The sequence below is a fragment of the Treponema sp. HNW genome (assembly GCF_050320395.1).
Lineage (GTDB): Bacteria > Spirochaetota > Spirochaetia > Treponematales > Treponemataceae > Treponema_C.
This window is the reverse complement of the sequence record NZ_CP144459.1, coordinates 2,517,382-2,543,536: the sequence shown is the minus strand read 5'-3', so window position 1 is coordinate 2,543,536 and position 26,155 is coordinate 2,517,382. Positions and strand designations below refer to the sequence as shown.

Annotated in this window: 22 protein-coding genes; 21 read left to right on the top strand and 1 reads right to left on the bottom strand. The window is 41.4% G+C overall.

Annotation, left to right across the window (positions count from 1 at the left end):
* Window positions 1-23 precede the first annotated feature (23 nt).
* The 9 genes from thiD to V1L52_RS11975 all read left to right on the top strand — a co-directional run bounded on the left by thiD (window position 24) and on the right by V1L52_RS11975 (window position 7,953).
* Entirely contained in the window at window positions 24-848 is an 825-nt protein-coding gene (gene thiD / locus V1L52_RS12015) for a bifunctional hydroxymethylpyrimidine kinase/phosphomethylpyrimidine kinase (RefSeq protein ID WP_428770002.1), read from the top strand.
* Window positions 849-922: 74 nt separating this feature from the next.
* Window positions 923-1,201, top strand: coding sequence for a helix-turn-helix domain-containing protein (locus V1L52_RS12010; RefSeq protein ID WP_428770000.1), 279 nt, complete (start codon window positions 923-925; stop codon window positions 1,199-1,201).
* 162 nt (window positions 1,202-1,363) lie between these two features.
* The gene (locus tag V1L52_RS12005; protein WP_428769998.1) at window positions 1,364-1,813 is read left to right on the top strand and encodes a hypothetical protein; all 450 of its coding nucleotides are present in this window, start codon (window positions 1,364-1,366) and stop codon (window positions 1,811-1,813) included.
* Entirely contained in the window at window positions 1,813-3,546 is a 1,734-nt protein-coding gene (locus tag V1L52_RS12000; RefSeq protein WP_428769996.1) for a methyl-accepting chemotaxis protein, read from the top strand. The genes V1L52_RS12005 and V1L52_RS12000 overlap by 1 nt, the downstream gene beginning before the upstream one ends.
* A gap of 16 nt (window positions 3,547-3,562) precedes the next feature.
* Entirely contained in the window at window positions 3,563-3,862 is a 300-nt protein-coding gene (locus tag V1L52_RS11995; protein WP_428769994.1) for a hypothetical protein, read from the top strand.
* Between the two features lie 138 nt (window positions 3,863-4,000).
* Window positions 4,001-5,158, top strand: coding sequence for an extracellular solute-binding protein (locus V1L52_RS11990; RefSeq protein WP_428769992.1), 1,158 nt, complete (start codon window positions 4,001-4,003; stop codon window positions 5,156-5,158).
* Window positions 5,159-5,253: 95 nt separating this feature from the next.
* Window positions 5,254-6,096, top strand: a complete 843-nt coding sequence (locus V1L52_RS11985) for an ABC transporter permease (RefSeq protein ID WP_428769990.1) — start codon at window positions 5,254-5,256, stop codon at window positions 6,094-6,096.
* 19 nt (window positions 6,097-6,115) lie between these two features.
* Window positions 6,116-7,090, top strand: coding sequence for an ABC transporter ATP-binding protein (locus V1L52_RS11980; protein WP_428769988.1), 975 nt, complete (start codon window positions 6,116-6,118; stop codon window positions 7,088-7,090).
* 11 nt (window positions 7,091-7,101) lie between these two features.
* Window positions 7,102-7,953, top strand: coding sequence for an ABC transporter permease (locus V1L52_RS11975; protein ID WP_428769985.1), 852 nt, complete (start codon window positions 7,102-7,104; stop codon window positions 7,951-7,953).
* 171 nt (window positions 7,954-8,124) lie between these two features.
* Here V1L52_RS11975 and iolE read toward each other — a convergent pair whose 3' ends face one another.
* Entirely contained in the window at window positions 8,125-9,024 is a 900-nt protein-coding gene (gene iolE, locus V1L52_RS11970; protein ID WP_428769983.1) for a myo-inosose-2 dehydratase, read from the bottom strand.
* Between the two features lie 418 nt (window positions 9,025-9,442).
* On the opposite strand from iolE, the gene V1L52_RS11965 reads away from it, so the two are divergent.
* The 12 genes from V1L52_RS11965 (at window position 9,443) to V1L52_RS11910 (ending at window position 26,154) form a co-directional block, all read left to right on the top strand.
* Entirely contained in the window at window positions 9,443-10,999 is a 1,557-nt protein-coding gene (locus tag V1L52_RS11965; protein ID WP_428769981.1) for a glycerophosphodiester phosphodiesterase family protein, read from the top strand.
* 159 nt (window positions 11,000-11,158) lie between these two features.
* Complete coding sequence (locus V1L52_RS11960; protein ID WP_428769979.1) at window positions 11,159-12,430, top strand: ABC transporter substrate-binding protein; 1,272 nt, start codon at window positions 11,159-11,161, stop codon at window positions 12,428-12,430.
* A 222-nt stretch (window positions 12,431-12,652) separates the two neighbouring features.
* Window positions 12,653-13,435, top strand: a complete 783-nt coding sequence (locus V1L52_RS11955) for a carbohydrate ABC transporter permease (protein ID WP_428769977.1) — start codon at window positions 12,653-12,655, stop codon at window positions 13,433-13,435.
* 55 nt (window positions 13,436-13,490) lie between these two features.
* On the top strand, window positions 13,491-14,306 hold the full coding sequence (locus tag V1L52_RS11950) for a carbohydrate ABC transporter permease (RefSeq protein ID WP_428769975.1): 816 nt from the start codon (window positions 13,491-13,493) through the stop codon (window positions 14,304-14,306).
* 19 nt (window positions 14,307-14,325) lie between these two features.
* Window positions 14,326-15,990 carry a DUF4091 domain-containing protein gene (locus V1L52_RS11945; protein WP_428769973.1) on the top strand — a complete coding sequence of 555 codons (1,665 nt, stop codon included), beginning with the start codon at window positions 14,326-14,328 and terminating at the stop codon, window positions 15,988-15,990.
* 226 nt (window positions 15,991-16,216) lie between these two features.
* Complete coding sequence (locus V1L52_RS11940; protein ID WP_428769971.1) at window positions 16,217-18,160, top strand: helix-turn-helix domain-containing protein; 1,944 nt, start codon at window positions 16,217-16,219, stop codon at window positions 18,158-18,160.
* 169 nt (window positions 18,161-18,329) lie between these two features.
* Complete coding sequence (locus V1L52_RS11935; protein ID WP_428769969.1) at window positions 18,330-19,124, top strand: 5-deoxy-glucuronate isomerase; 795 nt, start codon at window positions 18,330-18,332, stop codon at window positions 19,122-19,124.
* 1 nt (window position 19,125) lies between these two features.
* Window positions 19,126-21,048, top strand: coding sequence for a 3D-(3,5/4)-trihydroxycyclohexane-1,2-dione acylhydrolase (decyclizing) (gene iolD / locus V1L52_RS11930; RefSeq protein WP_428769967.1), 1,923 nt, complete (start codon window positions 19,126-19,128; stop codon window positions 21,046-21,048).
* 69 nt (window positions 21,049-21,117) lie between these two features.
* Window positions 21,118-22,131 (top strand): inositol 2-dehydrogenase, encoded by a 1,014-nt coding sequence (gene iolG / locus V1L52_RS11925; protein ID WP_428769965.1) that lies wholly within the window; start codon window positions 21,118-21,120, stop codon window positions 22,129-22,131.
* A gap of 420 nt (window positions 22,132-22,551) precedes the next feature.
* On the top strand, window positions 22,552-23,553 hold the full coding sequence (locus tag V1L52_RS11920) for an endonuclease/exonuclease/phosphatase family protein (RefSeq protein WP_428769963.1): 1,002 nt from the start codon (window positions 22,552-22,554) through the stop codon (window positions 23,551-23,553).
* 29 nt (window positions 23,554-23,582) lie between these two features.
* Window positions 23,583-24,347, top strand: coding sequence for an HAD family hydrolase (locus V1L52_RS11915; protein ID WP_428769961.1), 765 nt, complete (start codon window positions 23,583-23,585; stop codon window positions 24,345-24,347).
* A 286-nt stretch (window positions 24,348-24,633) separates the two neighbouring features.
* Window positions 24,634-26,154 carry an ABC transporter permease gene (locus tag V1L52_RS11910; protein ID WP_428769959.1) on the top strand — a complete coding sequence of 507 codons (1,521 nt, stop codon included), beginning with the start codon at window positions 24,634-24,636 and terminating at the stop codon, window positions 26,152-26,154.
* Window position 26,155 lies beyond the last annotated feature (1 nt).

Below are 26,155 nucleotides of genomic sequence, written 5' to 3'. Positions count from 1 at the left end.
CGATACACTTTAAGAGGGACACTATGATAAAGACAGCAACGATTGCAGGTTCCGACGCGTCGGGAGGCGCGGGATTGGAAGCGGATTTAAAAACCTTTGAAGAATACGGCGTCTACGGTATGGCTGCCGTTACTTTGATTGCAACGATGGATCCGCACAATAATTGGGCTCATGCCGTTTTTCCCGTGGAAAAAGATGTTTTGCGAGCCCAGCTTGAAACGATTTTTACCGGTATAGGACCTGCCGCCGTAAAAACGGGAATGCTCGGCTCCTCCTATGCGATAGAACTTGCCCGCGAATACATAAGCGCGCAAAAAGATATGGCCTATGTTTTGGATCCGGTTATGGTATGTAAAGGGGCGGGGCAAGCTTTGCATCCCGAACTGAATAGTGAGCTTGAACAAAAGCTTTTGCCCCTTTGTACGATTGTTACTCCGAACCTGTTTGAAGCGGCACGGCTGTCGGATATGAGAAAGGTTGAAACACGCGAAGAAATGGAAGAGGCCGCATCTGTTATTGCCGAAAAAGGCGCAAAGCATGTTTTTATAAAAGGCGGTTCCAAACTTTCCCGTTTAACCGGCGATTTATCCGCAGTGGACCTGTTTTATGACGGTAAATCCGCCGAATTTATCGAAGGCCCCCTTTGTGATACCGAATGGACGCACGGTGCAGGCTGTACCGTAGCTGCCGCAATAACCGCGGGGCTTGCCCAAGGTCTTGAGGTTAGGGAAGCGGTTATTCGTGCCAAAAGATTTATAACCGAAAGCTTAAACGCTTCGTTCAGGTTAAACTGCTGGGTCGGCCCCGGTAATCCGTCCGGATGGAGAAAATCCCTATTATTTAAATAGGGGCAAAACAGACGGGCGAGGGGTGCAAAAAAGCATAGTTATAGGTTTTCTTTAATATTCATAGAATACGTTTTATGAATATCGGAAAAACCCTGCGCCGTATCCGCATAAAAAAAGGTATATCTAAAAATGAATTGTGCAATCACACCGGATTTAATAAGGGCTATGTGTATCGGTTGGAAAACGACCTTGTAAGTCCGACCCTCCTAACCCTCGAGCGTGTTGCCGAAGCTATAGACGAGCGGCTTTCGGATATCATTGTAATGGCCGAAGCGGAACAAGCCGCCCCAATATATAAAAAAGTTTCCTCTGTCGAAGATTGGGGGCAGACTGCCGATTCTCCCCTGTCCTGAACTTTTTATCGAACGCTTGTACCCGCATAACGAACCGGCGGGCAATATCGATTTTGAGACAATCCCGTTAATCTTTTCGGGTACTTTTTGCCGATATAGTTATAACGGCATATTTTTTTAATGCCATATTAATGTCGTATTTTATGGAAGGATGTGGTAAAAATGAATCAGGAAAAGTTTGCAAAGGATACTGACAAAAAGTCTCAATACCGCTACGGGTCGGTATTATTTGTCATTGCCTTAGCCGTAATTCCCGCTCTTGTTGTGGGTACTCTCAGTTATCTGCGCGCCTTAAAAGACGGTTATGCGGATTACAATCAACAAATGATCCGTATTGTTGAAGGAATAGATGCCCATGCCGATGACCTGCTGCAAAATATTAAAAGCTTAAACAAAGCCCTTGCCGCCTCCGAGGATGTGGTAAAGGCGAACGGGAAAATCACTTCATATGTCAATTTAAAGCCTGAGGCGGGAGAAAGTACAGTACGCATGATTCCGGGCCGGGCAGGTGCCGATGAAAAAAAACTCTATGATATAATGCAAAAATTCGTTGAAGCCTTTCCTTCAATCATATATATAACTCTTGCGACGAGGGCGACGGAGGAATCTTAATGTGTCCTGTAAAGGACCGTTCTCCGGGTTACGACGCGCGCAGTCGCAGCTGGTATAAAAACTGCGCTTCGAGTAAAAATAATCAAATTGTTTCCGATTTGTATATTTCTTCCGCAAACGAGTTGTCTATTGAAATTACGGACAAGATTTTGTCGGACGGAGAATTGCAGGGTGTTTTGTCTTCTTCGGTTGATCTTTCATATTTAAAAGACGTTGTGCAGGCGCAAAAAATCGGCAGATCCGGTTATATCATTATAGTCGATAAAAGCGGCAAGATTATCGCCCATCCGACAAAAAACGAGCTGATAGGAAAAGACCTAAGCGCAACGCCCTTGTATGAAAGTGCCCTGAAAAACGGTACGGATAAAAATGCCTACGGTGTTTCCGACGGTATTACCTATGTATTGCGCGCCTTTGATTCACGCAATGCGGAACTCGGCTGGAAATATATTTCCGCCATTGAAAAAAAAGAGTATCAATCCATCGGTTATCGTGTGTTAAGAACGCTGGTTATAACGATTATATGCATTGTTATTTTTTGTATTCCCGTCGCCTTTTTAATTTTGCATTATTTTATCAAGCCTCTTGAAAATATTGTAAACGCTTTACGTAATATTGCTCAGGGGGAAGGCGATTTGACCGTGCGTTTGCCTCTTTCCGGTATTTCGGAAATTGTCAATATTGCCCGCTATTTTAATGAAACGATGGAAAAAATCAGAACGTCGATAAAAAGTGTCGGTACGAATGCGGCTATTATGCAGGGAGTTGGAGAAGAACTTGCAAGCAATATGACCGAAACCGCAAGTGCAATAAATGAAATTACCGCCAATATAGACGGTGTAAAACAGCAGGTTTTGACGCAAGCCTCAAGTGTCAGCGAAACGGCTGCAACCGTTGAAGAAATTATGCATTCGATAAATCAGCTGAATCAAAATATCGAAATGCAGGCGGCAAGTGTCGCCCAGTCGTCTTCGGCCATAGAAGAAATGGTTGCCAATATTTCTTCGATTACACATACGCTGGAAAAAACGGACGGGGTTATAAAAACCCTTGCAACGGCAACATCCGACGGAAAAGATACGATTACAAATGCCGGCAGCGTTACCCAGCGCATTGCCGAAGAATCGGGCAGTTTGATGGAAGCCTCCAGTGTCATCCAGCATATTGCAAGTCAAACAAACCTCTTGGCTATGAACGCCGCGATTGAAGCCGCTCATGCGGGCGAAGCGGGGAAGGGTTTTGCCGTTGTTGCCGACGAAATCAGAAAACTTGCCGAAGAATCGAGTTCTCAGGGTAAAAACATTACGGCAACCCTTAAAGTACTCGGTAGTGAAATAGAATTGCTGTCCGCCGCCGCAAAAACCGTTGAAGAAAAATTTACGGCTATCTTTACTCTTTCCGAACAGGTTAAAATGATGAGTAATCAATTAACCGAAGCGATGCGCGAGCAGGGCAGTGCAAGCGGGGAAGTGCTTGCGGCTATCCGCGATATAAATCGGGTAACGGTTGAAGTTTCAGACGGTTCTGCGGAAATGATGACCGGCGGTCAAAACGCCGCCCGCGAAACGGATAAACTTGACGGTCTTACGCGGATTATTACAAACAGTATGAATGAAATGGCTGCAGGCTCAACCCAGATTAACAGGGCCGTACATGAAGTGCGCGAAATTACGCAAAAAAACAAAGAAAGTATCAATAATCTTGTCAGCGAAGTAAAGAAATTCAAGGTATAAGGACGGCTCGCAGTCTATGAAAGCCCTTGTTTTTTCCATACTGTTTTTTGCGGCCGGTCTTTTTTGTATTGCCGCCTCTTTTTATACGCGCCGCAAAAAACTGACTGCAAATATGCCTCTTCCCATGCGCCGCTTAACTCTTATAAGTTCCCGTTTTATCTTTGTTTTGGGGCTCTGTACGATTATTGCCGGTATAGCCGTTTCGGTATTCCGCACGTATACGGATTTTATCACGCTCGGTTATATCGGTTGTTTAACTCTGCTTTTAATTGTGTTGATTATCTTTATTCAAAAAGATTCGAAAAAGGAGAGATGAGTATCTTTTGACAACTTTTTTGTAAAATAATACTGTTTTTTGATAGTAAATTTGTTTTTTTTCTTGCGTGTTTGGAATTCCCGTGTTAGAATATTTGAGTTGAATTCATATTTTTTTTCACACAAAGGAGTGCAAAACATGAAAAAAAATCGGATGAATGCGGTTTTAACCGCGTGTATTGTTGCGGCGCTTTTGTTTACGGCTTGCGCAAAAAAGGCGGAAACAAAGGATAACAAAGTAATCAATCTGTGGGCAACCGGTTCCGACAATGTCCGTCAAATTTTTGAATCCCTGACAGCCGATTTTAACACCAATTCCGAATATGCCGGAAAGTATGAGATAAAACTGAACTTTATGCTCACCGGTACGGGTACCCAAACGCTGGTGGATATGGTTGCTGCAGCTTATAAGGCAAAGCAGACAAATACCGACTATGATATAATAGATTTCGGCGGAGACGATTTATCCAGAATTGTTTCGCTTATCGGTGAAGAAGCCTTTGTTAAGCTTGATTCCGCCAAGATTCCGAATGCTGCCGCCGTTTCCGCCAAACCTACGGTTGCAAAAGATTATTCACAGCCCTACCGCGGAACAACCGTTGTTTTGGCATATAATTCAAAAAAGATATCTTCGCCGCCCAAAACAACCGATGAATTGACCAAATGGATTATGGATAATCCCGGACGTTTTGTATATAACACTCCGGGTACCGGCGGCTCCGGGGACTCTTTTGTCCGTACTGCCGTTTATAACTTTATCGGCGATGTATCGGCGATTATGAGCGACGATGAAAAATGGATGAAAGAATGGGATGCCGGGTTTGCCTATTTGGCAAAAATTCATCCCTATATGTATAAATCCGGCGGTTCCGTTGTGTATCCCAATAAAAACCAGGGAACCCTTGACTTGCTTTCAAACGGCGAAATCGATATGTGTCCGACGTGGGCGGATATGCTCCTTTCGCAGCGTGCTGCGGGAACCGTACCGGAATATATTAAGATGACGACGATTCAGCCCTCGTTTACCGGTTCCGTTCAGGGATTGATTGTTCCCTCCTTCGGGTCCAATAAAGACGGAGCTTTTGCATTTATTAACTATATGTTAAGTCAACAGGCTCAAACGATGCTTGTCCGCAAAATGGCTGCAATTCCCCTTGTCGATACCACGAAGATGGATTTGACCGGTTACGAAGATTTGCGTGACTTGGATGTCAGTAAATTCCGCGTTATGTCCATCGGAAAACTTTCGACTTCTTTTAACGAGCGTTGGGATACCGAAATCAGTACCCTTCCTTAATCGCCGGAACAGTACACAGCTGTTTTAACTTTTCGAGCGGTATGCGCAGTGTATGTATACCGCTCGTATCATAATGATTTATTAACGGAGATTTTATGTTTAAATATTTAAATCCTAAACGTTTTTATTTTGCCGTCGGGCAAAAACGTTTTTTTGAATTTATTGTATTTGCCGTGTTTATTTTATTTTTTTACGGCCCTCTTTTGAATATGATTATGCTTGCTTTTGCCGATACCTATACGGTTCCCGCCGTTTTGCCGCAGGAGTGGGGTATAAAATGGTGGAAATTTATTTTTAAACAGCAAAGCTTGGTGTCTTCCATTATCCAGTCTTTTTCGGTTGCCGCCATTACAACGCTGTGTTCGATGTGCTTATGTATACCTGCAGCCTATGCCCTGGCCCGTTTTAAATTTCCGGGCAGAAAAATTTTTATGCTTTCGTTTTTATTGACGAATGCTTTCCCGAAATTGGGAATTTATACTTCTATAGGTATTTTGTTTTATAAATACAATCTTATGGGGACACTGCCGGGCGTTGTTATTATCCATATGATAAATTCTATGATGTTTATGGTGTGGCTTCCCGCGAGTGCTTTCCGCTCCGTACACCGCCAGCAGGAAGAAGCCGCCCGCGATGCCGGAGCAGGCCCGCTGCGCACTTTTTTTTCCGTTACCCTGCCTATGGCTATGCCCGGTATTGCCGTTGCAACCCTGTATACCTTTTTAGGTTCAATGGAAGAAGCGCAGGGTACTATGCTTGTCGGACTCGGACGTATAAAAACCATGCCCGTCGAAATGTACGGTATTATTCTCGATTATCCGGGACAAGCCGGTGCAGTATTTGCCCTTATACTGATTGTACCTTCTTTAGTGCTGATATTGGCAATGAGAAAGTACATAGGTCCTGCCGCTATTGCAGGCGGTTTTAAAATGAAATAAAAAATGCGAGGAAACTGTAATGAACGAACTTAAGGATACCCGTCCCGTAAAACTTGAAATACGCGATATGACAAAGTTGTATAAAAACGGCGACGGGGTACAAAATATCAATTTACGTATTTATGAAGGTGAAATTGTAACTATGCTCGGTCCGTCCGGCTGCGGTAAAAGTACGATTTTACGTACTGTCGGCGGTTTTTTGGACGTAACTTCGGGCGATATTTTAATCGATGATAAGTCCGTTGTACATTTACCGCCCGAAAAGCGGCCGACCGCAATGGTTTTTCAAAGTTATAACTTATGGACGCATATGACAATTTATGAAAATCTTGCTTTCGGTCTTAAGCTTAGAAAAACGCCCAAAGCCGTAATAAAAACCGAAGTTGAAAAATACTTGGAGCTCGTATCGATGAGCGGCTGTGAAAAAAAATACCCGGGGCAGCTTTCGGGCGGACAGCAGCAGCGCATTGCGATTGCCCGTTCTTTAATGCTTAAACCCGAAGTGCTTTTGCTTGATGAACCGTTTTCCGCCCTTGACGCAAAAATTCGTCAGCAAATGCGTGAAGAATTGAAAAAAATTCAATCGGAATTGGGTATCACGGTAGTTTTCGTTACCCACGATCAGGAAGAAGCGATGGCGATTTCTCATCGCATTGTTGTAATGAACAAGGGTGTGTTTGAGCAAATCGGCACTCCGACCGAAATTTATGATAAACCGGCATCGCGTTATGTCGCTTCATTTATCGGGGATATGAACTTTTTGAATCACAACGGAAAAATCATCGCCGCCCGTCCTGAAGATATTACGATAAGCGATACGGCTTCCGATTTTACCGGTACTATCCGTACCGTTATGGTTCTCGGGCATTATGAAGAAGTTACGATACAGTGCGGCCCTTCGATTGTGCGCTGTTTTGCAACAAGAGAACAGGCAAAGAATCTCGTTCCCGGCCGGCAGGTTCATTTGGGCTTAAATCAATATCATGAATTTTAAGGCGGAAGATTATGATTGATAAAACAATAAAACAACGCTTAACCGCCTATGCTTTGGTAATGCCCGCCTTTTTAACGGTTATGGCCGTTGTTGCGATTCCGATTTTGGCTGCGCTGAAAAAAAGTTTTACGGACCCGAAAACCGGCGGCTTTACCTTTGATAATTATCTTTTCTTTTTTACAACTAAAAGAGAATTGACGAATTTGGGTTATACCCTCTTTGTGGTAGTGATGACGGTTGTAATTGCCTTATTCGTTGCCTATCTTTTGGCGCTTTTTTTGCGCTTTGTCGATTCGCCTTTTTCGCGGGCTATCGGAAGCTTGTATTTGCTGCCTCGTTTTATTCCCGGTCTTGTAGCTGTCTACGCAATGATTACGATTATCCGCGATTCGGGGCTTATAAACCGCATTTCAAACCTTTTCGGCGCCGATGTAAAACTGGGGCTTATGTACCATGCAGGCGGTATGATTTTGATGAACCTGTGGTTTAACATTCCCTTTGCCGCCCTTATGATTACCGCCGGTTTAAGTGCCGTTCCCGATTCCATAATCGAAAGCGCCCGTGATGTGGGTGCGGGCAGGGTGCGTGTATTTTTTTCGATGATTTTACCCTTGTCGCTCAAAGATATTGTCGTTGCCGGAACTTTCGTTTTTATGTCCAATGTCGGCGCCTTTACGACTCCTTACTTAATGGGCGGTAACTTCCCGAAAATGCTCGGTATTTCGCTTTTCGATCAGTTTAACAAATATCTTCGCTATGAGAGAGCCGCCGCCCTTTCGGTTATTATGTTCTTGCTTTGTTCGGTTTCGGCGGGCGTGTACATTTATACTAATTTGAAAGAAAAGGCCTGGGAAAAGGATTAGCCGGAAAATGACGGCCTGCAAAGCGATTTTGCCGCTGCAGGCTGCCGGCCAAGCAAATTTTTCCGGCACGGGTGCCGGTAAGCTGAAGGTGTTCCTGTTTGCCTTAGGGCAAACAGGAGTTAAAGGGGGATGTCTAAAAGGGTATCCTGCTTTACGACATCCCCGTTTAAACTATATTTTTGCGTGTTCTTGTATAAACTCACGCGCCATTTTTGCGTATTTAAACGGATTCGCCTTTGCCGGATCCTGTTCGGCTTCCACCAAAAGCCAGCCGGTGTATGCGTTGTCGGCAAGCAGTTTAAATACCGTATCAAAGTCTATACAGCCGTCGCCGGGAACGGTAAAGGCACCGTTTTTAACCGCCGTTAAAAAGCTCCATTTATTTTCTTTTACCTGTTTTAATACATCCGCTCTTACGTCCTTTAAGTGTACGTGACCGACCCGCTTTACATATTTTTTAAGGATCGCTGCGGGATCTTCTCCGGCGAAGGTAAAGTGTCCCGTGTCGTAGCACAGATGCACGTATGTAGGCTCCGTTTCTTCCATCATACGTTCCGTTTCGGCAAGACTTTGTACAACCGTTCCCATGTGGTGATGAAAGCACAGTTTAAAGCCTTTGTCCGCGGCAATTTTTCCCAACTCATTCAAACCCGTTGTGAACGTTTTCCATTCGCTTTCGTTCATAACATATTTTTCTTTTTCCAAAACGGGTACATCGGTTTTTCCCTGAATGCTGTAGCTTTGCTCGCTTACATTGATACGGTTTGCCTTTACCGCACTTAAAAAATCCAATTCTTTTTTAAAGGATTCGATATTTTCATTCAGCGGTTTGGTAATTAAAAAAGAGCTGAACCAGCGGCTGGCTATGCGCATGCCGCGTAAGTCCAGCGCTTCTTTTAATACTGCCGGGTCGGACGGATATTTATTTCCTATTTCACAGCCGGTAAAGCCCGCCAAGGCCATTTCGCTGATTGTCTGTTCAAAGGTGTTTTCTTTGCCCAATTCGGGCATATCGTCGTTACACCAGCCGATCGGGGCAATACCCAAAAAAACCGAGTCTTTATTAAACATAGCACACTCCTATAAAAAGTCAAGAGAAAGTATCAACTTTCGATTGACTTTTTAGGCACGTTCGCAGCGGAGCGAGGACGTGCAAATAATATACAAGTTTGCCTGTACAAACGCTTTACAGGAGGCAAACTTGGGTGGGAAAAAACCGTACAAACGGTAAGGCTTTTTCCCGACACTCCTATAAGAATATGATAGAGCATATTCGGAAATTTTGCAAGAAAAATCATAAGTATTTATAGATTTACTCAAAATATGGGTAAATCTTGAAAAAGTATTTAAAATATTTGACAGATGAGAATTCTCGTGGTATAGTTAGAAATATGTTTGTCGTTCGTTATTCCGTAATAGATGTTTTTTGTGAATTATAGACAAGCTTATTTAGAGTTTGCTTTTTTTATTTGTGCAAAGGAGTTTAATTGTGTCTAAGAAATTATGTATAGTGACCGCCCATAGCGGCTGTGAAAATACCGTGCCGAATTCGCAGGATTATATTGAAAAAGCTCTTAATTCGGGCTGCGATATTGTAGAAATAGATATACGGAAAAATGAGCAGGGGTTTTATCTTTCGCATGATATGCCTTCTCCCGATACCTCTTTTTTCTTTTTGGAACAGGCACTGGAACAGTTTGAAGCCGTTCCTTCGGCTTGCATCAATTTCGATTTAAAAGAAGATGTTTTACCTTCTCTTATCGAATTTTTGGAACAAAAGAATTTTATGCACCGCTCTTTTTTCAGCGGCTGTATTTCTCCGGAAACCTTCCGTTCTCTTAAAAGGGCAAAAGACCGGGTTTTATACAATATATCCGTATCCGAAAAAAAAGATGAAGCCTCCTCATTTTTAAGTGAACTCAAGCATGATCTGCCCGGTATCAAAGCGCTCAATCTGTCTTTTGAAGAAGTTACAAAGGATTTTGTCTTTGCCTGTCACAAGCAGGGCTTGCAGGTATTTGTGTGGACACCGGACAACGATGTAGATATGAAGAATATGATTGATTATGCCGTTGATGGTATTACAACAAACCGTGTAGCAAAGGCCCTTGAATATACGGCAGGTATAACAAAACAAAATACGGTTACGTACGACATTGTATGTATCGGACCGGTGTCCAAAGATATTATGATTGATCATTTGGGACATGAAGACCGTCTGCTCGGCGGTGCGATTATTCAGTCCGGCTATGCCGCCTCCGGTGCAGGTTTTAAAACGGCCGTATGTACCAAGTGCAACGACACGGATGCGGATGTACTGGCAGAACTGGATAAGGCCCCTATGGATGTCTATCATCTATACAGTGCCGATACTACCTCTATACGCAATACCTATTTTACGGCTGATAAAGAACAAAGAAGCTGTGATTTAATCAGTGAATCCGCCCCTTTTTATCTGTGCGATATTTTAAAGGTTCCCGCCCTGATTTATCATTTTGCCGGTTTAACGACGGGTGACTTTGACGATGCGCTTTTTAAAGCGATTCACGGACGCGGAAAAATTGCCGTAGACGCCCAGTGTTTGCTTAGACGTCCTTCGTCAAGCGGTTCGATGGACTATGACGATTGGAAACATAAGCGCGATTATATATCGTATATCGATTATTTTAAGGCCGATGCAAAAGAAGCCGAAATTCTTACCGGCTGCTCGAATACGCATGAAGCCGCGGCACTCCTTTGCGAATGGGGTGCGCCCGAAGTGCTTATTACTCATAATACGGAAGTTATCGTGCGTACAAAGGATGTGTTTTACAGCTGCCCGATAAAAGCGCGCTCCTTGGACGGCCGTACCGGGCGCGGAGATACAACCTTTGCATCTTATATTGCATCGCGTAATACGGCCGGAATTCCCGAATCCCTCTTGTTTGCAACGGCCCTCGTATCGCTTAAAATGGAAACAAAGGGGCCTTTCCGCGGGGAACGTTCCGATATTGAGCGCTATATTGCCGATTTTTATACGGACGGCGATGTACATTCTCTTATATAAGGCCGCCGCCGGTATGCTTTTTAATGATTAACATTTTTTTAACTTTCTCTATAAAAAGCCGAGTCTTAAAAAAATGTTAATTTACAAATCAAAAAAAACAGCTTAAAATTTTTAATCAAGATATCGGAATATCTTAAATTCACTGAATAGGAGTGTATAATGAAAAAGAATCTATTGGCTGTTTTGTTGTGCGTTACCGTTGCGGCGGCTGTATTTGCAGCGGGAACTTCCGAACGTGATGTAAAAAAACAAAACGAAAAAAAAGAAACGCTTTTATTGTGGCTCCCGCCCTTTGCATCAGGTGATTCGTTGGATATGGAGTTCTGGACAGCGGTCCTCAAACCCTGGGCTGAACAGAATAATTGTAACCTGGCAATTGAAATTACTCCTTGGGGCGGATATGAAGAAAAATATCTTACAGGGTTTGCTTCGGGTGAAGGACCGGATGTAGGGTATATGTATCTTGAAATGTTCAATGATTTTATTGAAATGGGTACTTTGGCCGATATAGAACCGTACTTTACTCAAAAAGAAAAAGATAATTTTATTTATTGGAAGCAAGGAAAGATAAAAGGAGGGCAATATGCCCTTCCCTTTGTTGTAGGCAATCCGCGTATTCCTTATTTTAATACCGATATACTGAAAAAAGCGGGATGGGATAAGTTACCTCGGACATGGGAAGAGTTAATTCAATGTACTCTCGATATAAAAAAATTGAATCTTCCGGATGTTATGCCTATTGCAATGGAGTGGGCGGATCCCGCTATCGGTGCTTTAAATAATATTTTTTATCCGTATCTTTGGCAGGCCGGCGGGGAAATCTATAATAATGAGGGGACTCGGGTTGCCTTGTTGGATAATGATGCTGCGGTTAAAGCTGCCCGTTTCTTATACGACTTACGATTTAAATATGATGTACTTCCTAAAGAAAGCCTTGCGTTGGACGGTAAATCTGTCAGAGACTTATTTGTGCAGGGAAAAGTGGCTATTGCAAGTATGGATGCCAATTCGGCAGCGACCTTAAAACAGTCAAATATAAATTGGACTTATCTGCCGAGCTTTCAAAATAAAACAAAGGCTATTTGGGTTGCCTCGGACGCTCTTATTATGAATAATGCGAGTAAAAATAAAGAATTGGCGGCATCTCTAATGAAGTTTATTACAAGTAAGGATACTATGACCGCCTTTCATACAGAAATATCGGCCTTTCCTTCCATTACTTTTGATGAAGGATATAATGCCGATCCCATATTCAAACCCCTGTTTGATAATGAAAGTCAATACTTCCGTACTTTACCGGTTGCTGAAGGCGCTTTTAAAGTTATGGACAATCTTTTAAAAAATTTGCAGCTTATGATGCTCGGAGATCTTACTCCCGAAAAAGCTATAGCAAATACGGTTGATTACAGTAAAAGCGTTATATCAAAATAATATTAAAGAAGATTCAAACGGCGAATTGTTTATTCTCACTGAAATGATTCGCCGGTTTTTATAAAATAAGTTTTATTTTATAAAAATTGGTTTTAGATATTACAGTTATTGTAGGAATGCTTGATGAGGAAAAAATCACTTCAACCGCACTTGTACTTTTCATTGTTATATATATTGCCAAGTTTTATATTATTAATGGTTTTCTCGATAATACCGATTTTAATGAATCTTTTTTTAAGTTTTACTTCATATAATATTCTTAAAACTCCGCAATTTGTGGGTTTGCATAATTATATACGTATGCTAAAAGATCCGTATGTAAGTGCTTCCTTTAGAAATACGATTTTATTTACGCTTATTATTGTTCCGTCCCAGACTGTTATTTCCTTAGTATTGGCATCGCTTATTTCCGTAAGTTTTAAAAAGCGGTACGGCGATTTTATACGCAGTGCATTATTTGTTCCCGTTATTGCATCGACAGTATTAGTCGGGACCCTTTGGTCTTTATTGCTTTCTTTATACGGGCCTGTAAATGAGTTGATCCGCTTATGCGGGCTCCAGCCGGTTAATTGGTTTGGAGGAAAAATTTCAAGTATGTTAAGTGTTTGTATGGCGACTGTTTGGAAAAATATAGGTTATTTTCTTGTAATTTTTTATGCGGGAATACTTGATATACCCTCAAGCCTTTACGAAGCAGCGAAGGTTGACGGAGCAAGCCAAATACAAATATTTTTTAATGTTACTTTACCGGGATTATCGGAGATTACATATTTAGTGATTACACTGGGAACAATATGGTCTTTTCAAACCTTCGATATGGTTTATACTATGACGGGAGGAGGCCCCGGCTTGTCAACTGTGAGTCTTGTTTTAACAATTTATAATACCGCTTTCAAAGAATACAATATGGGATATGCAAGTGCTATTGCATTGCTTATGTTTATATTGGTTATTATCATACAAGCTGCACAAAAGAAAATTTTAGCAGGCGGTAAGGAAAAATAGGAGCCTGTGAATTATATCAAGCATGTTAACGATTTTCTTAAGGAGAAGTAAAAAAATGAAGCAGAGAGATTATGTTTTCTATTCATTTGCCGCTATAATGCTCTTTTTGTGCTCGCTCTCGGCACTTTTCCCTTTTATATATATGGCATTAGTTTCGCTTACACAAAAAACGATATTGAATTTTGATTTTAAGATATCCGAATTCAGCTTTGTGAATTATGTAAGGGTTTTTAAAAATTTTAATATCATTGTTAATCTGCGTAACAGTTTTATTGTTACAAGCTGTGCCTGTTTTTTTAATGCATTGTTCAGTTCTATGGCGGCATATGTTTTTGCAAAGAAAAAATTTAAGGGTAGTGATGTATTATTTGCTTTATATATCGCTACGCTGATGATACCGGGACAGGTTACTCTGGTGCCGGTTTTTCTTATTATGAAGGCATTAGGATTATTGAATACGTATCCTGCGCTTATTTTTCCTGTTGTTAATGCATTCGGTGTTTTCTTGGTTAAACAGTTTATGGAAAGCGTTCCGGATGATTTATTGGAAGCGGCACGGATTGACGGTTGTTCCGAGCATCGGATATTTTTTTCTTTAGTTTTACCTTTGATAATGACTGTTTTGGTATCATTAACTATTTTTACTTTTATAACGAGCTGGAATGATTTTTTGTGGCCCTTGGTTATTGCTTCAAAACCGCATATGAAAACATTAACATTGGCTATTGCCGCATTGAAAAACAGTTATAGAACAAATTACGGCTTGGTAATGTCCGGCGCAACGTTGACATTTATGCCGCCGTTTTTGTTATATCTTGTGTTACAAAAGCAATTTGTTGAAGGTATTGCATTAAGCGGAATAAAAGGTTGATTGTTAAAAGGAGATATGTATGGCGGCATTCGAATTTTTTTTAGTTTCTTCTCTGGAAAAAGTTTTTCTTGATCAAAGACCCGAACCTTTATCAAACCTTTCTTTGAATGCTTTGATAGGTGATCGAATAGCATTTCAGCTTGTATATTCACTTCACGGTGAGCTCGGAAACATGCCTGCCGATACTTTTTGTGTTACTGCATCCGGAATTGATGCGCCTATCCGCTTGCGTGATGTTGTATTGCTTCCTTCGCATTATCCTGTCCCGGAAAAACGTGATAAAAACTATTTAAGAACCGTTCCGGGCTTATATCCCGATTTACTTGTGCCTTCATCCGGTAAAATTAAGCCTGTTGCCGAGCAGTTCAGAAGTTTGTGGATTGATGCGGATTTGTCATCTGCGAAACCCGGTATTTATCGTCTTTGCATTAGCGTTCGTCGGGAAAGAGACTCGGTTTCCGTTCGGGACTTATATGTAGATATTGAAGTAATAAATTGTAAATTGCCTGAGCAAAAATTAATTCATACCGAATGGTTTTATGCCGATTGCCTTGCAGACTATTACAAGGTTCCCGTGTTTTCCGAAGCCCATTGGAAAATCATTGCCAATTTTATTCATGCGGCAGTACATGACTGCGGAGTAAATATGCTCTTAACACCTGTTTTTACCCCGCCCCTCGATACGGCGATAGGCGGTGAGAGAACAACAACGCAGCTTGTTTCCATTGAAAAAAAGAAGGGAATATATTCGTTTGATTTTACGTTGTTGGAACGTTGGTGTAAATTATGCAAGCAGGAAGGAGTCGCGTATCTTGAAATTGCACATTTTTTTACACAGTGGGGAGCGAAGGCGACCCCAAAAATAATTGTTTCTGTTGACGGTATAGAGACAAAGCTTTTCGGCTGGCATGTATCGGCGTCCGACCCCGAATATAAACTTTTTTTGTCGATGTTCATTCCGGAACTTTTAAAATGTTTACATGCGCAAGGTTTTGATAAAGAACATATTGTCTTTCATGTGTCTGACGAACCGTGTGAACGGGATATGGAAACGTATCTGAATGCAAAAGAAATTATAAAGCCCTTACTGCATGGCTATACGGTCATTGATGCTCTTTCAAGTTACGAATTTTATGAAAGAGGTATTGTTGAAAATCCTATTCCTTCAAACGATCATATTCAACCTTTTATAGACAATAAGGCGGATAACCTCTGGGTATATTATTGTGTTGCTCAAAGTGTTGAAGTTCCGAACAGATTTTTTGCTATGCCGTGTTCCAGAAACAGAATTATGGGTGTTTTACTTTATTTATATGATATCAAAGGATTTTTACATTGGGGATTTAATTTTTATAACACACAGTATTCACGAAAGCATATAAACCCGTTTATCGTTACCGATTGCGGTTCGGAATTTCCGTCCGGGGATGCATTTTTGGTTTATCCTGCGGATGATACAGGGGTATATTCTTCTATTCGAAATGAAATACAAATGGAGGCCTTTGCGGATATATGTGCCCTACAAAAGTTAGAGACGCTTATCGGGCGTGAAAAAGTTTGTAATATAATTCATGAAGATCTTGATTATATCTTGACCTTTAAAAAATATCCGATTGAAAAAGAATATTTAACTCAATTACGTTATAAGATTAATCAATGTATAAGGGATAAAGGTGTAAAATAGCTTTTCTTCTTAACAGCTTTTGTTTGATGAGGCAAGAATGTTTAGAAAAATTCCTAAGACGAGTCGGCAATGGATAAAATCTATAATGCTTGTTGCCGCCTTTGTTCTTTTCTTTTGTTCAATCGTTTTAACTTTCATTTTACTTTCTCTGAGAGATACACTTATTGTTAACACGAAAAATACTGCGGAATTTACTAGAAAGACTATTGATTCCAAACTGTTGGAAATGCAAAAATATGTTTTCGGTCTTGATTTACATCCGGTTAATATTTGTCTTAAAAAATTTAAACATAAGATAGATGTATATTCACCGGACTTATATACGCTGACAAATCAATTACAGGATTATAAAAGTATAAATGCCGTTATAGACAGTATTTATATTTATTATCCGAAGGCGGCTCTGATATTGGGTGATTTGGGGTGTTTCCCTGCACAGTCGTATCGGTTTTTGCAAAAAGACTGTCTGATATATAACGATTGCTGGAATGGTATTATTAAAGACAGCGATGGATTTATTGTTTCAAAGGCGGATGAGATATTCGGATTCTATTATTTAAAAATATTATTTTACAAAGGTGAAAAGGTCGGCTGCATTGTTGTGAAGGTGAATACAAATGAGCTGCTCAGGAATGTAACCGAAAATATATCTTCAGATATGAATTATCACGCCTATGGTATCCTGTATAACGAAAAATTAATAAATTATACCGGTTCTTCGGAATTGGTTGATATCATTGACCTGAACCCTGCTTCCGTAAAGAACCGCTCAACGGATGTTCTCGCTTTAACTTCTTCGGTTTCTCCTCGCTTGCAGTATGTGTCTCTTTATTCATATGTTGATATATTCAGCCCTCTGTATATCCTCTTAGGCATATGCGTCTTGTCTTTCTTTGCTATATGCTTTGCCGCATTATATCTTTCATACTTCATCAGTCTCAGGAATCTAAAACCTTTAAACCTATTGTCAAAACAGGTAGGCATTGATCCTTTTTTGGAGCAGGATACAATAAAAGCCATTTCAACAAAAATCGATGATTTGATAAATCAAAAAGATATACAGATAGCAAAACTGCAGTTACAACAGGATATTTTGAACGGTTTATTCTTAGCGGATATGATTGAAACCCCTTGCATAACGGAAACCGATGCATTTTTAAAATCTCGCCAATATGATATTATTTTCGAATTACCGTTTTTTACTGTATGTGTGATTACGAATGTAAAAGAAGACAATCCTGAGTTAAAAAAAGATTTAATTTCTTTTTTTAGAGAGCATCAATTTGAGGCTATCGTTTCTTATAAGGCCGATACATATATTATTCTTCTTAATATTCAGGAATTTTCAACTCCTTATTTTTTTTGTGAAATCATGCAGCAAGTCGGCTCCGTGTTTTTTGAAAAAGCATGTCCTTCCATAGGTATAGGCTTATGCTATGATAAATTAATTGATATTCCTAAAAGTTATACGGAGGCCGTATGGGCTGCTACCGAACAAAAACAGTCTGTAGGAGATACGGTCTTTTGTTACAATAAATTCGATGTTGTTGATGATTACGGCTATAATGATTTCAGAGATGCTCTTTATAAACATGATTATTTGAGTGCGGCGTCCTTTATTTCTGAAATTTTCGATAATCCGCATTTGGCGGGATGTCCGCATTCGAAAATGGAATATGTATTTGAACCTGTTAAACGTATCCTTCTTGATTGTTTATCCACCGCCGATAAGAATAAATTTTTTGATATAAAAAAGACTTTTTCATTCGATACACCTGCAGACTTAAAAAACCGTTGTTTGCGGCTTATACAAATACTTCGAAAAAATGAGCCGTCGGGAACTCGTTTGGCGGAAAAGGCAAAACGGATAATTGAGCGTGATTTCAAAGATCCTATGTTCGGGACATACCGTATTGCGGAAGAGTTGAAAATCAGTAATTCTTATTTATCTACCGTATTTAAAAATATTTATAATATCGGAACCGTACAATATATTACGCAGCTGCGCATAGAAACGGCAAAACGACTTATTATGACGACCGAATCAGATATCAAAGAAATTGCCGCTGCTGTGGGATTTTCAAGTGATATTTCTTTTATTCGGGTTTTTAAAAAATATGAATCAATCACGCCCGGAAAATTACGCAAAAATAAAGAGAAACTTTTTTAAGTATGTTTTGGTGGTATCTTTGGTTATATCTTTGTTTTTGGGGGAGTATTTTTGAAAAAAAATGTTGACATCATGGTAAAGTCATGGTAGCCTGTATATAACATTTACAGTTTTATCCATAAATATTATACTGATATAATCAAAGACCTTGTTGCAATATGGAGGGGTTGTGTATTTACAAAAAAACGCCGTAAAAGGCTATAATGCTTATATCGATTCTTCAAAAGATGATTACGGTACAATGATGGATGTGGGACTTTTGATTTTGGAAGCGGGAGATGATTTTTCTTTTTCCGATGCCGAATCCGAAGCCGCTTTTTTGCTTTTTTCGGGAAAAGTCCGCTTTAAGTGGGAGGGGCGTGAACAGGAATGCAGCCGCAAAAACGAGTTTGAAGAAGAGGCATGGTGTCTGCATGTATGCAGGGGTACCGATGTTACGATTACCGCAGCCGAAAAAAGCGAACTGTATGTTCAAACGACAAAAAACGAACGCAGCTTTGAATCAAAACTGTACAGTCCCTCGGACGTAATCGTTCAGCATGCCGGAAACAAAGGAGAATTACTCGGCTGTATGCGCCGTGAAATAAAAACGTTTTTTGATTACGATAATGCGCCTTATTCGAATATGGTACTCGGCGAAGTGCTGAATTTTCCCGGAAAATGGTCGTCTTATCCGCCGCACCATCACCCGCAGCCGGAAGTGTATTTTCACCGTTTCGATAAACCGCAGGGGTTCGGCGTCAGTTTTGCCGGCGGAGAAATCTTCAGGTCGGGGCATAACGGCTTAACCGTTATTACAAACGGCTTTCATTCTCAAGGCGCCGCCCCCGGTTACGCGATGTGTTATGTATGGGGTATCCGGCATTTGGACGGCGACCCGTGGAAAAAAACGCGCATAGACGATAAAGAACACGCATGGCTGTGGGAAGCCGATGCAAACGAACATATATTCAAAGAGGTTTAAGATGGATACGGTACGCTTGACAACGGCGCAAGCCTTGGTACGGTTTTTGGAAAATCAGTACATATGTTGGGATAATAAGGAGCAGCCCTTTGTAAGGGGTATATTTATGCTGCCGGGACACGGAAATGTCGTCGGTTTGGGACAGGCTGTCAGTCAGGAAGCAAAGCGCCTCGAAATCTATCAGGGAAAAAACGAGCAGGGGCAGGCTCATGCCGCGGTCGCCTTTGCAAAGCAAAGCAAGCGCAAGCAGATATTTGCCGTAACCTCTTCGGTCGGGCCGGGTGCTGCCAATATGGTAACCGCTGCGGCTACGGCTACGGCGAATAATATTCCCGTACTTTTATTACCCGGCGATGTGTATGCCTGCCGTCAGCCGGATCCCGTTTTACAGCAAATAGAGCAATCTCACGATTTATCGCTTTCAACGAACGATGCGTTCCGCCCCGTGTGTAAGTACTGGGACCGTATCGTGCGTCCCGAACAGCTTATGTCGGCTTTGATAAACGCTTTCCGCGTATTAACCGATCCTGCCGACACGGGCGCGGTTTGTATAGCTTTGCCGCAGGATACCGAAGGCGAAGCATACGATTATCCCGTTTCGTTTTTTGAAAAACGTGTGCATTATATCGGCCGCCGTCCTGCGGAAAAAGAAGCGTTGGAACGGGCTGCCGAACTCATTAAAAAGGCTAAGCGCCCCATGCTGATTTGCGGCGGCGGTGTGCGCTATTCGGAAGCTCATGCCGAATTTGCATCCTTTTCAAAAACTTTCGGCATTCCCTTCGGCGAAACGCAAGCGGGGAAAAGCGCGGTTGTATGGAGCGATTTTTATAATCTCGGCGGTATCGGCGTTACGGGAACTTCCTGCGCAAACGAAATTGCCAAAGATGCCGACCTCATTATCGGCGTGGGAACCCGTTATACCGATTTTACGACATCTTCCAAATGGCTGTTTAATGAAAAAGCGCGCTTTGTAAATATCAATATATCCGCCTTTCAAGCCGCAAAGCTCGATGCGGTGCAGGTTGTCGCCGATGCAAAGAGTGCTTTAAAAGAATTAAAAAAGCTCTTAAAAGGCTATAAGGCTTCGTATGATGACGATATTAAGGCGGCAAAAGACAAGTGGATTCAGGAGCTTGACCGCTTGGATTCGTTGTGTGCCGGCTCGGATTATGTGCCGAACATCAATGACGCCAATGCGGCATCGGCAAAACGCTTTGCAAAAAATGTCGGCACAAGCTTAACGCAAACCCGAGCGCTCGCTCTTATAAATACATTAACCGATAAAAACGCGGTCGTTATCGGCGCATCGGGAAGTTTGCCCGGCTGTATGCAGCGTATGTGGCGTCCCCGTGCAGTCGACACCTATAATATGGAATACGGTTATTCGTGCATGGGTTATGAAGTTTCCGGGGCCTTGGGTGTAAAGATTGCCGAACCCGAAAAAGAAGTATATTCGATGGCCGGCGACGGCAGCTTTGTTATGCTTCATTCGGAATTGCTGACTGCCGTACAGGAACGCAAAAAAATCAACGTGTGTTTATTCGACAATGCGAGTTTCGGCTGTATCAATAACTTACAAGTCGGACAGGGCAATGAAACCCTTTGCACCGAATTGCGCTACCGTTCCGATGATAACCGGCACAAGGGTGATTTTTTACACGTTGACTATGCCGCGATTGCCCGCGGTTACGGGGCAAAGGCTTGGACGATCCGTACCGAAGAAGATTTGAAAAAAGCCCTTAGCGAAGCAAAAAGAGTAAAAGATGTTCCGGTTCTTTTTGATATTAAGGTACTGCCCAAATCGATGACTGACGGCTACGGTTCATGGTGGCGGGTAGGCTTTGCCGAAGTATCGAATCGTAAAGCGAATAAGGATGCCTGCCGCGAGCAGCTTGAACATATAAAAACCGCCCGCAAATATTAAACCGGGTTTATAAACGAAGGGATTAAAATCCGGTATTAGAACCGGCTCTTTATCCCCTTAGGAGGAAAGATGAAAAAGGAATTAAAAATCGGCGTTATAGGCGCCGGTCGTATCGGAAAGCTTCATGCTTCCAATTTGGCAACACGGGTTCCGGGAGCAAAGCTTACAGCTATATCCGATGTAAATAAAAAATATGCACAAGAGCTTGCCGCTTCTTTAGGGGTTGCGTCGGTGTACGATAATTATGCCGATCTTTTGGCCGACCCCAACGTTGACGCGGTTTTTATCTGCTCTTCAACCGACACCCATTCGGAAATTTCGATTGCGGCGGCAAAAGCGGGAAAACATATCTTTTGCGAAAAGCCGATAGACCACGATATAAAGAAAATAAAATCGGTACTCGATATTGTCGAAAAAAGCGGAGTAAGGTATCAGGTAGGCTTTAACCGCCGCTTTGACCGCAATTTCCGCCGTGTAAAAGAAGCCGTTAAAAAAGGAGAGGTCGGTCAAGTGCGCGTTATAAAAATTACTTCACGCGACCCCGCTCCGCCTCCGGTCGAGTACATAAAGGTTTCAGGCGGTATTTACGCCGATATGACCATTCACGATTTCGATATGATGCGCTATCTTTCCGGAAGCGAAGTTACGGAAGTAAGCGCAGTGGGAACCTGTTTGGTAGATCCGGCTATCGGAAAAGCGGGCGATGTGGACACCTGCGTTATTACCCTGCGCTTTGCAAACGGTACCTTGGGCGTTATAGACAACTGCCGCCAGTCTTCGTACGGTTATGATCAGCGTGTTGAAGTGTTCGGCTCAAAAGGGCAGATAATCGCCGACAACGAAACGGCAAACAATACGGTTGTATACAGCGAAAAAGGCGTTAACCGCGAAAAACCCCTGCATTTTTTTCTTGAGCGCTATAACGATGCCTATATTTTGGAAGCGAAAGAATTTGTCGATGCCTGCTTAAAGAAAAAAAATCCCTCTGTCGGTGCCTTTGACGGCTTGCAGCCGGTTCTCATTGCGCTTGCTGCACAGGAATCGAGCGATAAGGAAGGCGTTCCCGTAAAAGTAAAAAGCTGAGAACGGGTATCGCTGCCGGTGATTGATACCGCCCCGACTGTGTATCAATCCCGGTTTTTTTGTTCGTTTTGTCCGTAATACGGATTAACGATAAAATTAATTGAGGGAGAATTATTTCGATAAAAAAAAGAATATTTCATTAATTACATTTTAGTTGCTAGTTGATTTGCGCCTTGTATTTAATATTGTAAGTATTTTGTCTGTGTCATATTTTATGAACAGATCGAAGACCGGTATAAAATTGAAAGGAGAGCAAATGGAAAGGAGGATATTAAGTTGTGTTATTCCGGAAAATACTGCCGGTATAACAGTTTATTGTAAAAATTATTATATCAACGACTTCTGTAGAACTCTTCCGATCGAGAAGTTATCGTTTATGCAGGATTTGTATATCGATAAAAAAGATAAGGGAGGAGATTGATGTCGGATTTTCTATCTCTTCAAAATGCGATAGCTTCAGATTCAATATTAAATGAAGTTGTCGTTGTTAATCATATATCCTCGAGAAATATTTCAACTGAAAAATTACGGATTGTTGTTTTTAATATAGAAAGAGGTTTTGGAATTGAACCTCTTTTAATCTATCTAAGGGAACATCCGTTGCTTAAAAATACCGATGTTATTCTCGCCAATGAAGTCGATTGGGGCATGAAACGTACCGAAAATCGAAATATTGCCGCTCTTATTGCTGAAAAAAACGGCTTTAATTATGCTTACGGTATTGAATTCGCTTATTTAAAAACCCCTGATAGTGAAAATAAAGAAGGATTACACGGTAATGTAATATTCTCCCGTCTCCCGATCCTTGAGTCAAAGGTAATTCGGCTGCCGAGCGTTTACAATTGGCAGCACAGTGAACAGCCGCGTTCCGGAAGCCGGAATGCCGTATGTGCGGCAGTTGAGTGGAACGGTAAAAAAATCGGTCTTTCAAGCGCTCATCTTGAAAATCGCACAACGCCTGACGGGCGTTTAAAACAGATGAAATGTCTTCTAGAGGGTGTGGAAGCTTTTTTCGGTAATATCCCGGTAATTATCGGCGGTGATATGAACACAAACTGTATGAACGGTGCCGATAATAATGAAGCTCCTATGCTTGCACGCAATCCGGCGGAACAAAAACGCCGTATACGTGAAGTTGAAAAAATAGAACCGCTTTTACTTTATGCCGCTCAACACGGCTTTGATTATACCTGTTGTAATTTGATTGATAAAACTACACGGCGCAAACCGATCCAGGGGGAAAAAGATTTACTTCTTAACTTGGATTGGTTTTTTGCACGCGGTTGTACCGGTACAAATCCGCATGTAATTACTGCTATCTTTGATGAAAATAAATTGGGAACAAAAAATAAATATGCCGAATGGCAGGGAACTCAAATTTCGGACCATGATGCAATTGTTGCCGATTTTTGCGTGTTTTAAAGCTTGAACTTGTAAGGAGGAATTTTGAGATGATCAAAGCTGTAATTTTTGACATGGGAGGAACTCTTGAGGATATTTACAATACTCCCGAAACACGATTGGAAAATGCAAAAACTTTATTGGAGTATATGAAGCGTCACGGTATTACCCTTGAGTGCGACCCTGCCGAATTTTCCGAAAAGGTTATTCGATCATACGGGGATTATAAAAAATTCAGCGACGAGAATAATATCGAATTAATGCCCTTTGAGGTTTGGGATAAATATCGTTTGCGTGATTATCCGGAAATTGACAGACGTATTTTACAAGCTATCAGTGAAAGACTGACCCATATATGGGAAACCCACTTTCATCACCGTGAATTGCGTCCTCATGCAGTCGAGATGTTGACTGCTTTACAAAAAGCCGGATATAAACTGGGCGTTATCAGTAACACTCCTTCGCTTGTGCAGGTTTTGTGGACGCTACATGAATATAAAATCTTTGATTTTTTTGAGTATGTGGGACTTTCGAGTTTGCACGGTTTTAAAAAACCGGACCCGATTCTGTTTCAAATTGCCGCTCGAGACCTCAATGTGCAGGCAGCGGAATGTGCGTATGTCGGTGACACGATTGATAAGGATGTCAAAGGTGCCCGTGCTGCAGGGTATGGAATGACGTTCAGAATTAAATCATATGCAGAGGAGGAGCAACGATTAACCGGTGATGAAACCGAGGCGGATTATCTTATTAAAGATTTAAGTGAAATTGTAACAATTCTTGAAAAAGAAAAGGGAGTGAAAGCATATGAATGATTGTTCTTATTCAAATTTACGTAGACTAAAAAATCGAATGCACGAAGCCGTAACAAACCCCTATAATATAATTGTTATTTTAGCATTGATTGCGTTATCGTATTTGATTTTGGTTCCGTTGTTTGAGATGATTAAAACAACCTTTTTAGTATCACAGGCGGATCTTCGTCAAATTCGCGGTGCGGAAGCAGGGGATTTTACTCTATTTCATTGGAAGCGAGTATTATTTTCAAATTTAAGCAAATCGCTTTTATATGTTCCATTGCGGAATTCATTATTAATAGGGATGAGTGTTTCCGTAATTTCCATTCTTTTCGGCTCAACTTTAGCGTGGCTGATGATTCGTACCGATCTTCCGTGGAAAAAAGTACTTTCCCTTATTGTAATCATTCCGTATATGCTGCCTTCCTGGTGTAAGTCATTGGCATGGTTGACAGTCTTTAAAAACGAACGTGTGGGAGGTTCTTCGGGATTCCTTTCCGCTATGGGTATTTCCGTGCCGGATTGGCTTGCATACGGTCCCATTGCTATTATATTAGTATTGTCTCTTCATTATTATGCTTATTCGTATTTGCTTGTGTCGGCAGCCTTGCGTTCAATCAACAGCGAGCTTGAAGAAATGGGAGAAATTGTCGGTGCCGGTAAAGTAAAGATTTTACGAAAAATTACGTTTCCGTTAATTCTTCCGGCTTTGCTTTCATCATTTATTTTAACCTTTTCAAAGTCAATCGGTACATTCGGTGTTCCCGCCTTTCTCGGAATGAAAATAAATTATTATACAATTTCTACAATGCTCTATTCAAATATACGACAGCGGCAAACCAATACCGGTTTTGCTATGAGTTTAATTTTAATTTCAATTGCCGCAATAACGGTGTACGTTAATCAATTGGTTATCGGTTCACGAAAATCTTTTGCTACTATAGGAGGCAAGGGCGGACGAACCACGCCCATAGCATTGGGAAAAGCAAAATATCCTATCTTATTTGTTTTACTCCTCTTTATCGGTATAGGTGTTTTTTTGCCGTTGTTGATCTTGTTGTTACAGACTTTTATGTTAAAAGGCGGAGACTACTCATTAGCAAACTTTACACTCCATTATTGGATCGGAAATCCCAATCCCATGATTTTTGAAAATGAACCCGGTGTATTTAAGAATCCCATCTTTTGGCAAAGTGTTTGGAATACCCTACGCCTTGTATTTACAACTGCAATTGTAGCTACCGTTTGCGGACAACTTTTAGGTTACATTGTGTCCCGCGGGCGGGGGACTGTTTCCGGACGAGCCGTTGAACAGTTAACCTTTTTACCGTATTTGATTCCGTCAATTGCATTCGGAGCTATTTATCTTTCAATGTTTTCCCGGCCGCATTTGTTACTTCCGTCTCTTTACGGCACATTTGCATTACTGGTATTGGTCAGTGTGGTAAAACATTTGCCGTTTTCCTGTCGTGCCGGTACGAGTAATATGCTTCAAATAGGCATTGAGCTTGAAGAGGCTGCGGTAATTGCAGGTGCGTCTTTCGCAAAAAGATTTGCACGGATTGTGTTTCCTCTTTCAAAGGCGGGTTTTTTGTCCGGCTTTATGCTTATCTTTATCAGCATTATGAAAGAGCTGGATTTGATTATTCTTGTAATTACGCCGAAATTGGGAACATTGCCTTATATGGCATTTTCGTATGCGAACGGTAATTTCCCGCAATTTTCCAATGTTGTTGCGGTTATTATGTTTGCCATTGTATTGCTGGTGTATCTTATTACAAATCTTATCAGCAATGCGGATCTTTCATCAGGAATAGGAGGATAAT

Bases quoted from the DNA above. Each gene is read 5' to 3' on its own strand.
- V1L52_RS11920 (WP_428769963.1), top strand. From the start codon at position 22,552: ATGTCGGATTTTCTATCTCTTCAAAATGCGATAGCTTCAGATTCAATA.
- V1L52_RS11950 (WP_428769975.1), top strand. From the start codon at position 13,491: ATGAAGCAGAGAGATTATGTTTTCTATTCATTTGCCGCTATAATGCTC.
- V1L52_RS12005 (WP_428769998.1), top strand. From the start codon at position 1,364: ATGAATCAGGAAAAGTTTGCAAAGGATACTGACAAAAAGTCTCAATAC.
- iolE (WP_428769983.1), bottom strand. From the start codon at position 9,024: ATGTTTAATAAAGACTCGGTTTTTTTGGGTATTGCCCCGATCGGCTGG.
- V1L52_RS11960 (WP_428769979.1), top strand. From the start codon at position 11,159: ATGAAAAAGAATCTATTGGCTGTTTTGTTGTGCGTTACCGTTGCGGCG.
- V1L52_RS11985 (WP_428769990.1), top strand. From the start codon at position 5,254: ATGTTTAAATATTTAAATCCTAAACGTTTTTATTTTGCCGTCGGGCAA.
- V1L52_RS11995 (WP_428769994.1), top strand. From the start codon at position 3,563: ATGAAAGCCCTTGTTTTTTCCATACTGTTTTTTGCGGCCGGTCTTTTT.
- iolG (WP_428769965.1), top strand. From the start codon at position 21,118: ATGAAAAAGGAATTAAAAATCGGCGTTATAGGCGCCGGTCGTATCGGA.
- V1L52_RS11990 (WP_428769992.1), top strand. From the start codon at position 4,001: ATGAAAAAAAATCGGATGAATGCGGTTTTAACCGCGTGTATTGTTGCG.
- V1L52_RS11945 (WP_428769973.1), top strand. From the start codon at position 14,326: ATGGCGGCATTCGAATTTTTTTTAGTTTCTTCTCTGGAAAAAGTTTTT.
- V1L52_RS11910 (WP_428769959.1), top strand. From the start codon at position 24,634: ATGAGTGTTTCCGTAATTTCCATTCTTTTCGGCTCAACTTTAGCGTGG.
- V1L52_RS11915 (WP_428769961.1), top strand. From the start codon at position 23,583: ATGATCAAAGCTGTAATTTTTGACATGGGAGGAACTCTTGAGGATATT.
- V1L52_RS11980 (WP_428769988.1), top strand. From the start codon at position 6,116: ATGAACGAACTTAAGGATACCCGTCCCGTAAAACTTGAAATACGCGAT.
- V1L52_RS11975 (WP_428769985.1), top strand. From the start codon at position 7,102: ATGATTGATAAAACAATAAAACAACGCTTAACCGCCTATGCTTTGGTA.
- V1L52_RS11955 (WP_428769977.1), top strand. From the start codon at position 12,653: ATGAATCTTTTTTTAAGTTTTACTTCATATAATATTCTTAAAACTCCG.
- thiD (WP_428770002.1), top strand. From the start codon at position 24: ATGATAAAGACAGCAACGATTGCAGGTTCCGACGCGTCGGGAGGCGCG.
- V1L52_RS12000 (WP_428769996.1), top strand. From the start codon at position 1,813: ATGTGTCCTGTAAAGGACCGTTCTCCGGGTTACGACGCGCGCAGTCGC.
- V1L52_RS12010 (WP_428770000.1), top strand. From the start codon at position 923: ATGAATATCGGAAAAACCCTGCGCCGTATCCGCATAAAAAAAGGTATA.
- iolD (WP_428769967.1), top strand. From the start codon at position 19,126: ATGGATACGGTACGCTTGACAACGGCGCAAGCCTTGGTACGGTTTTTG.
- V1L52_RS11940 (WP_428769971.1), top strand. From the start codon at position 16,217: ATGCAAAAATATGTTTTCGGTCTTGATTTACATCCGGTTAATATTTGT.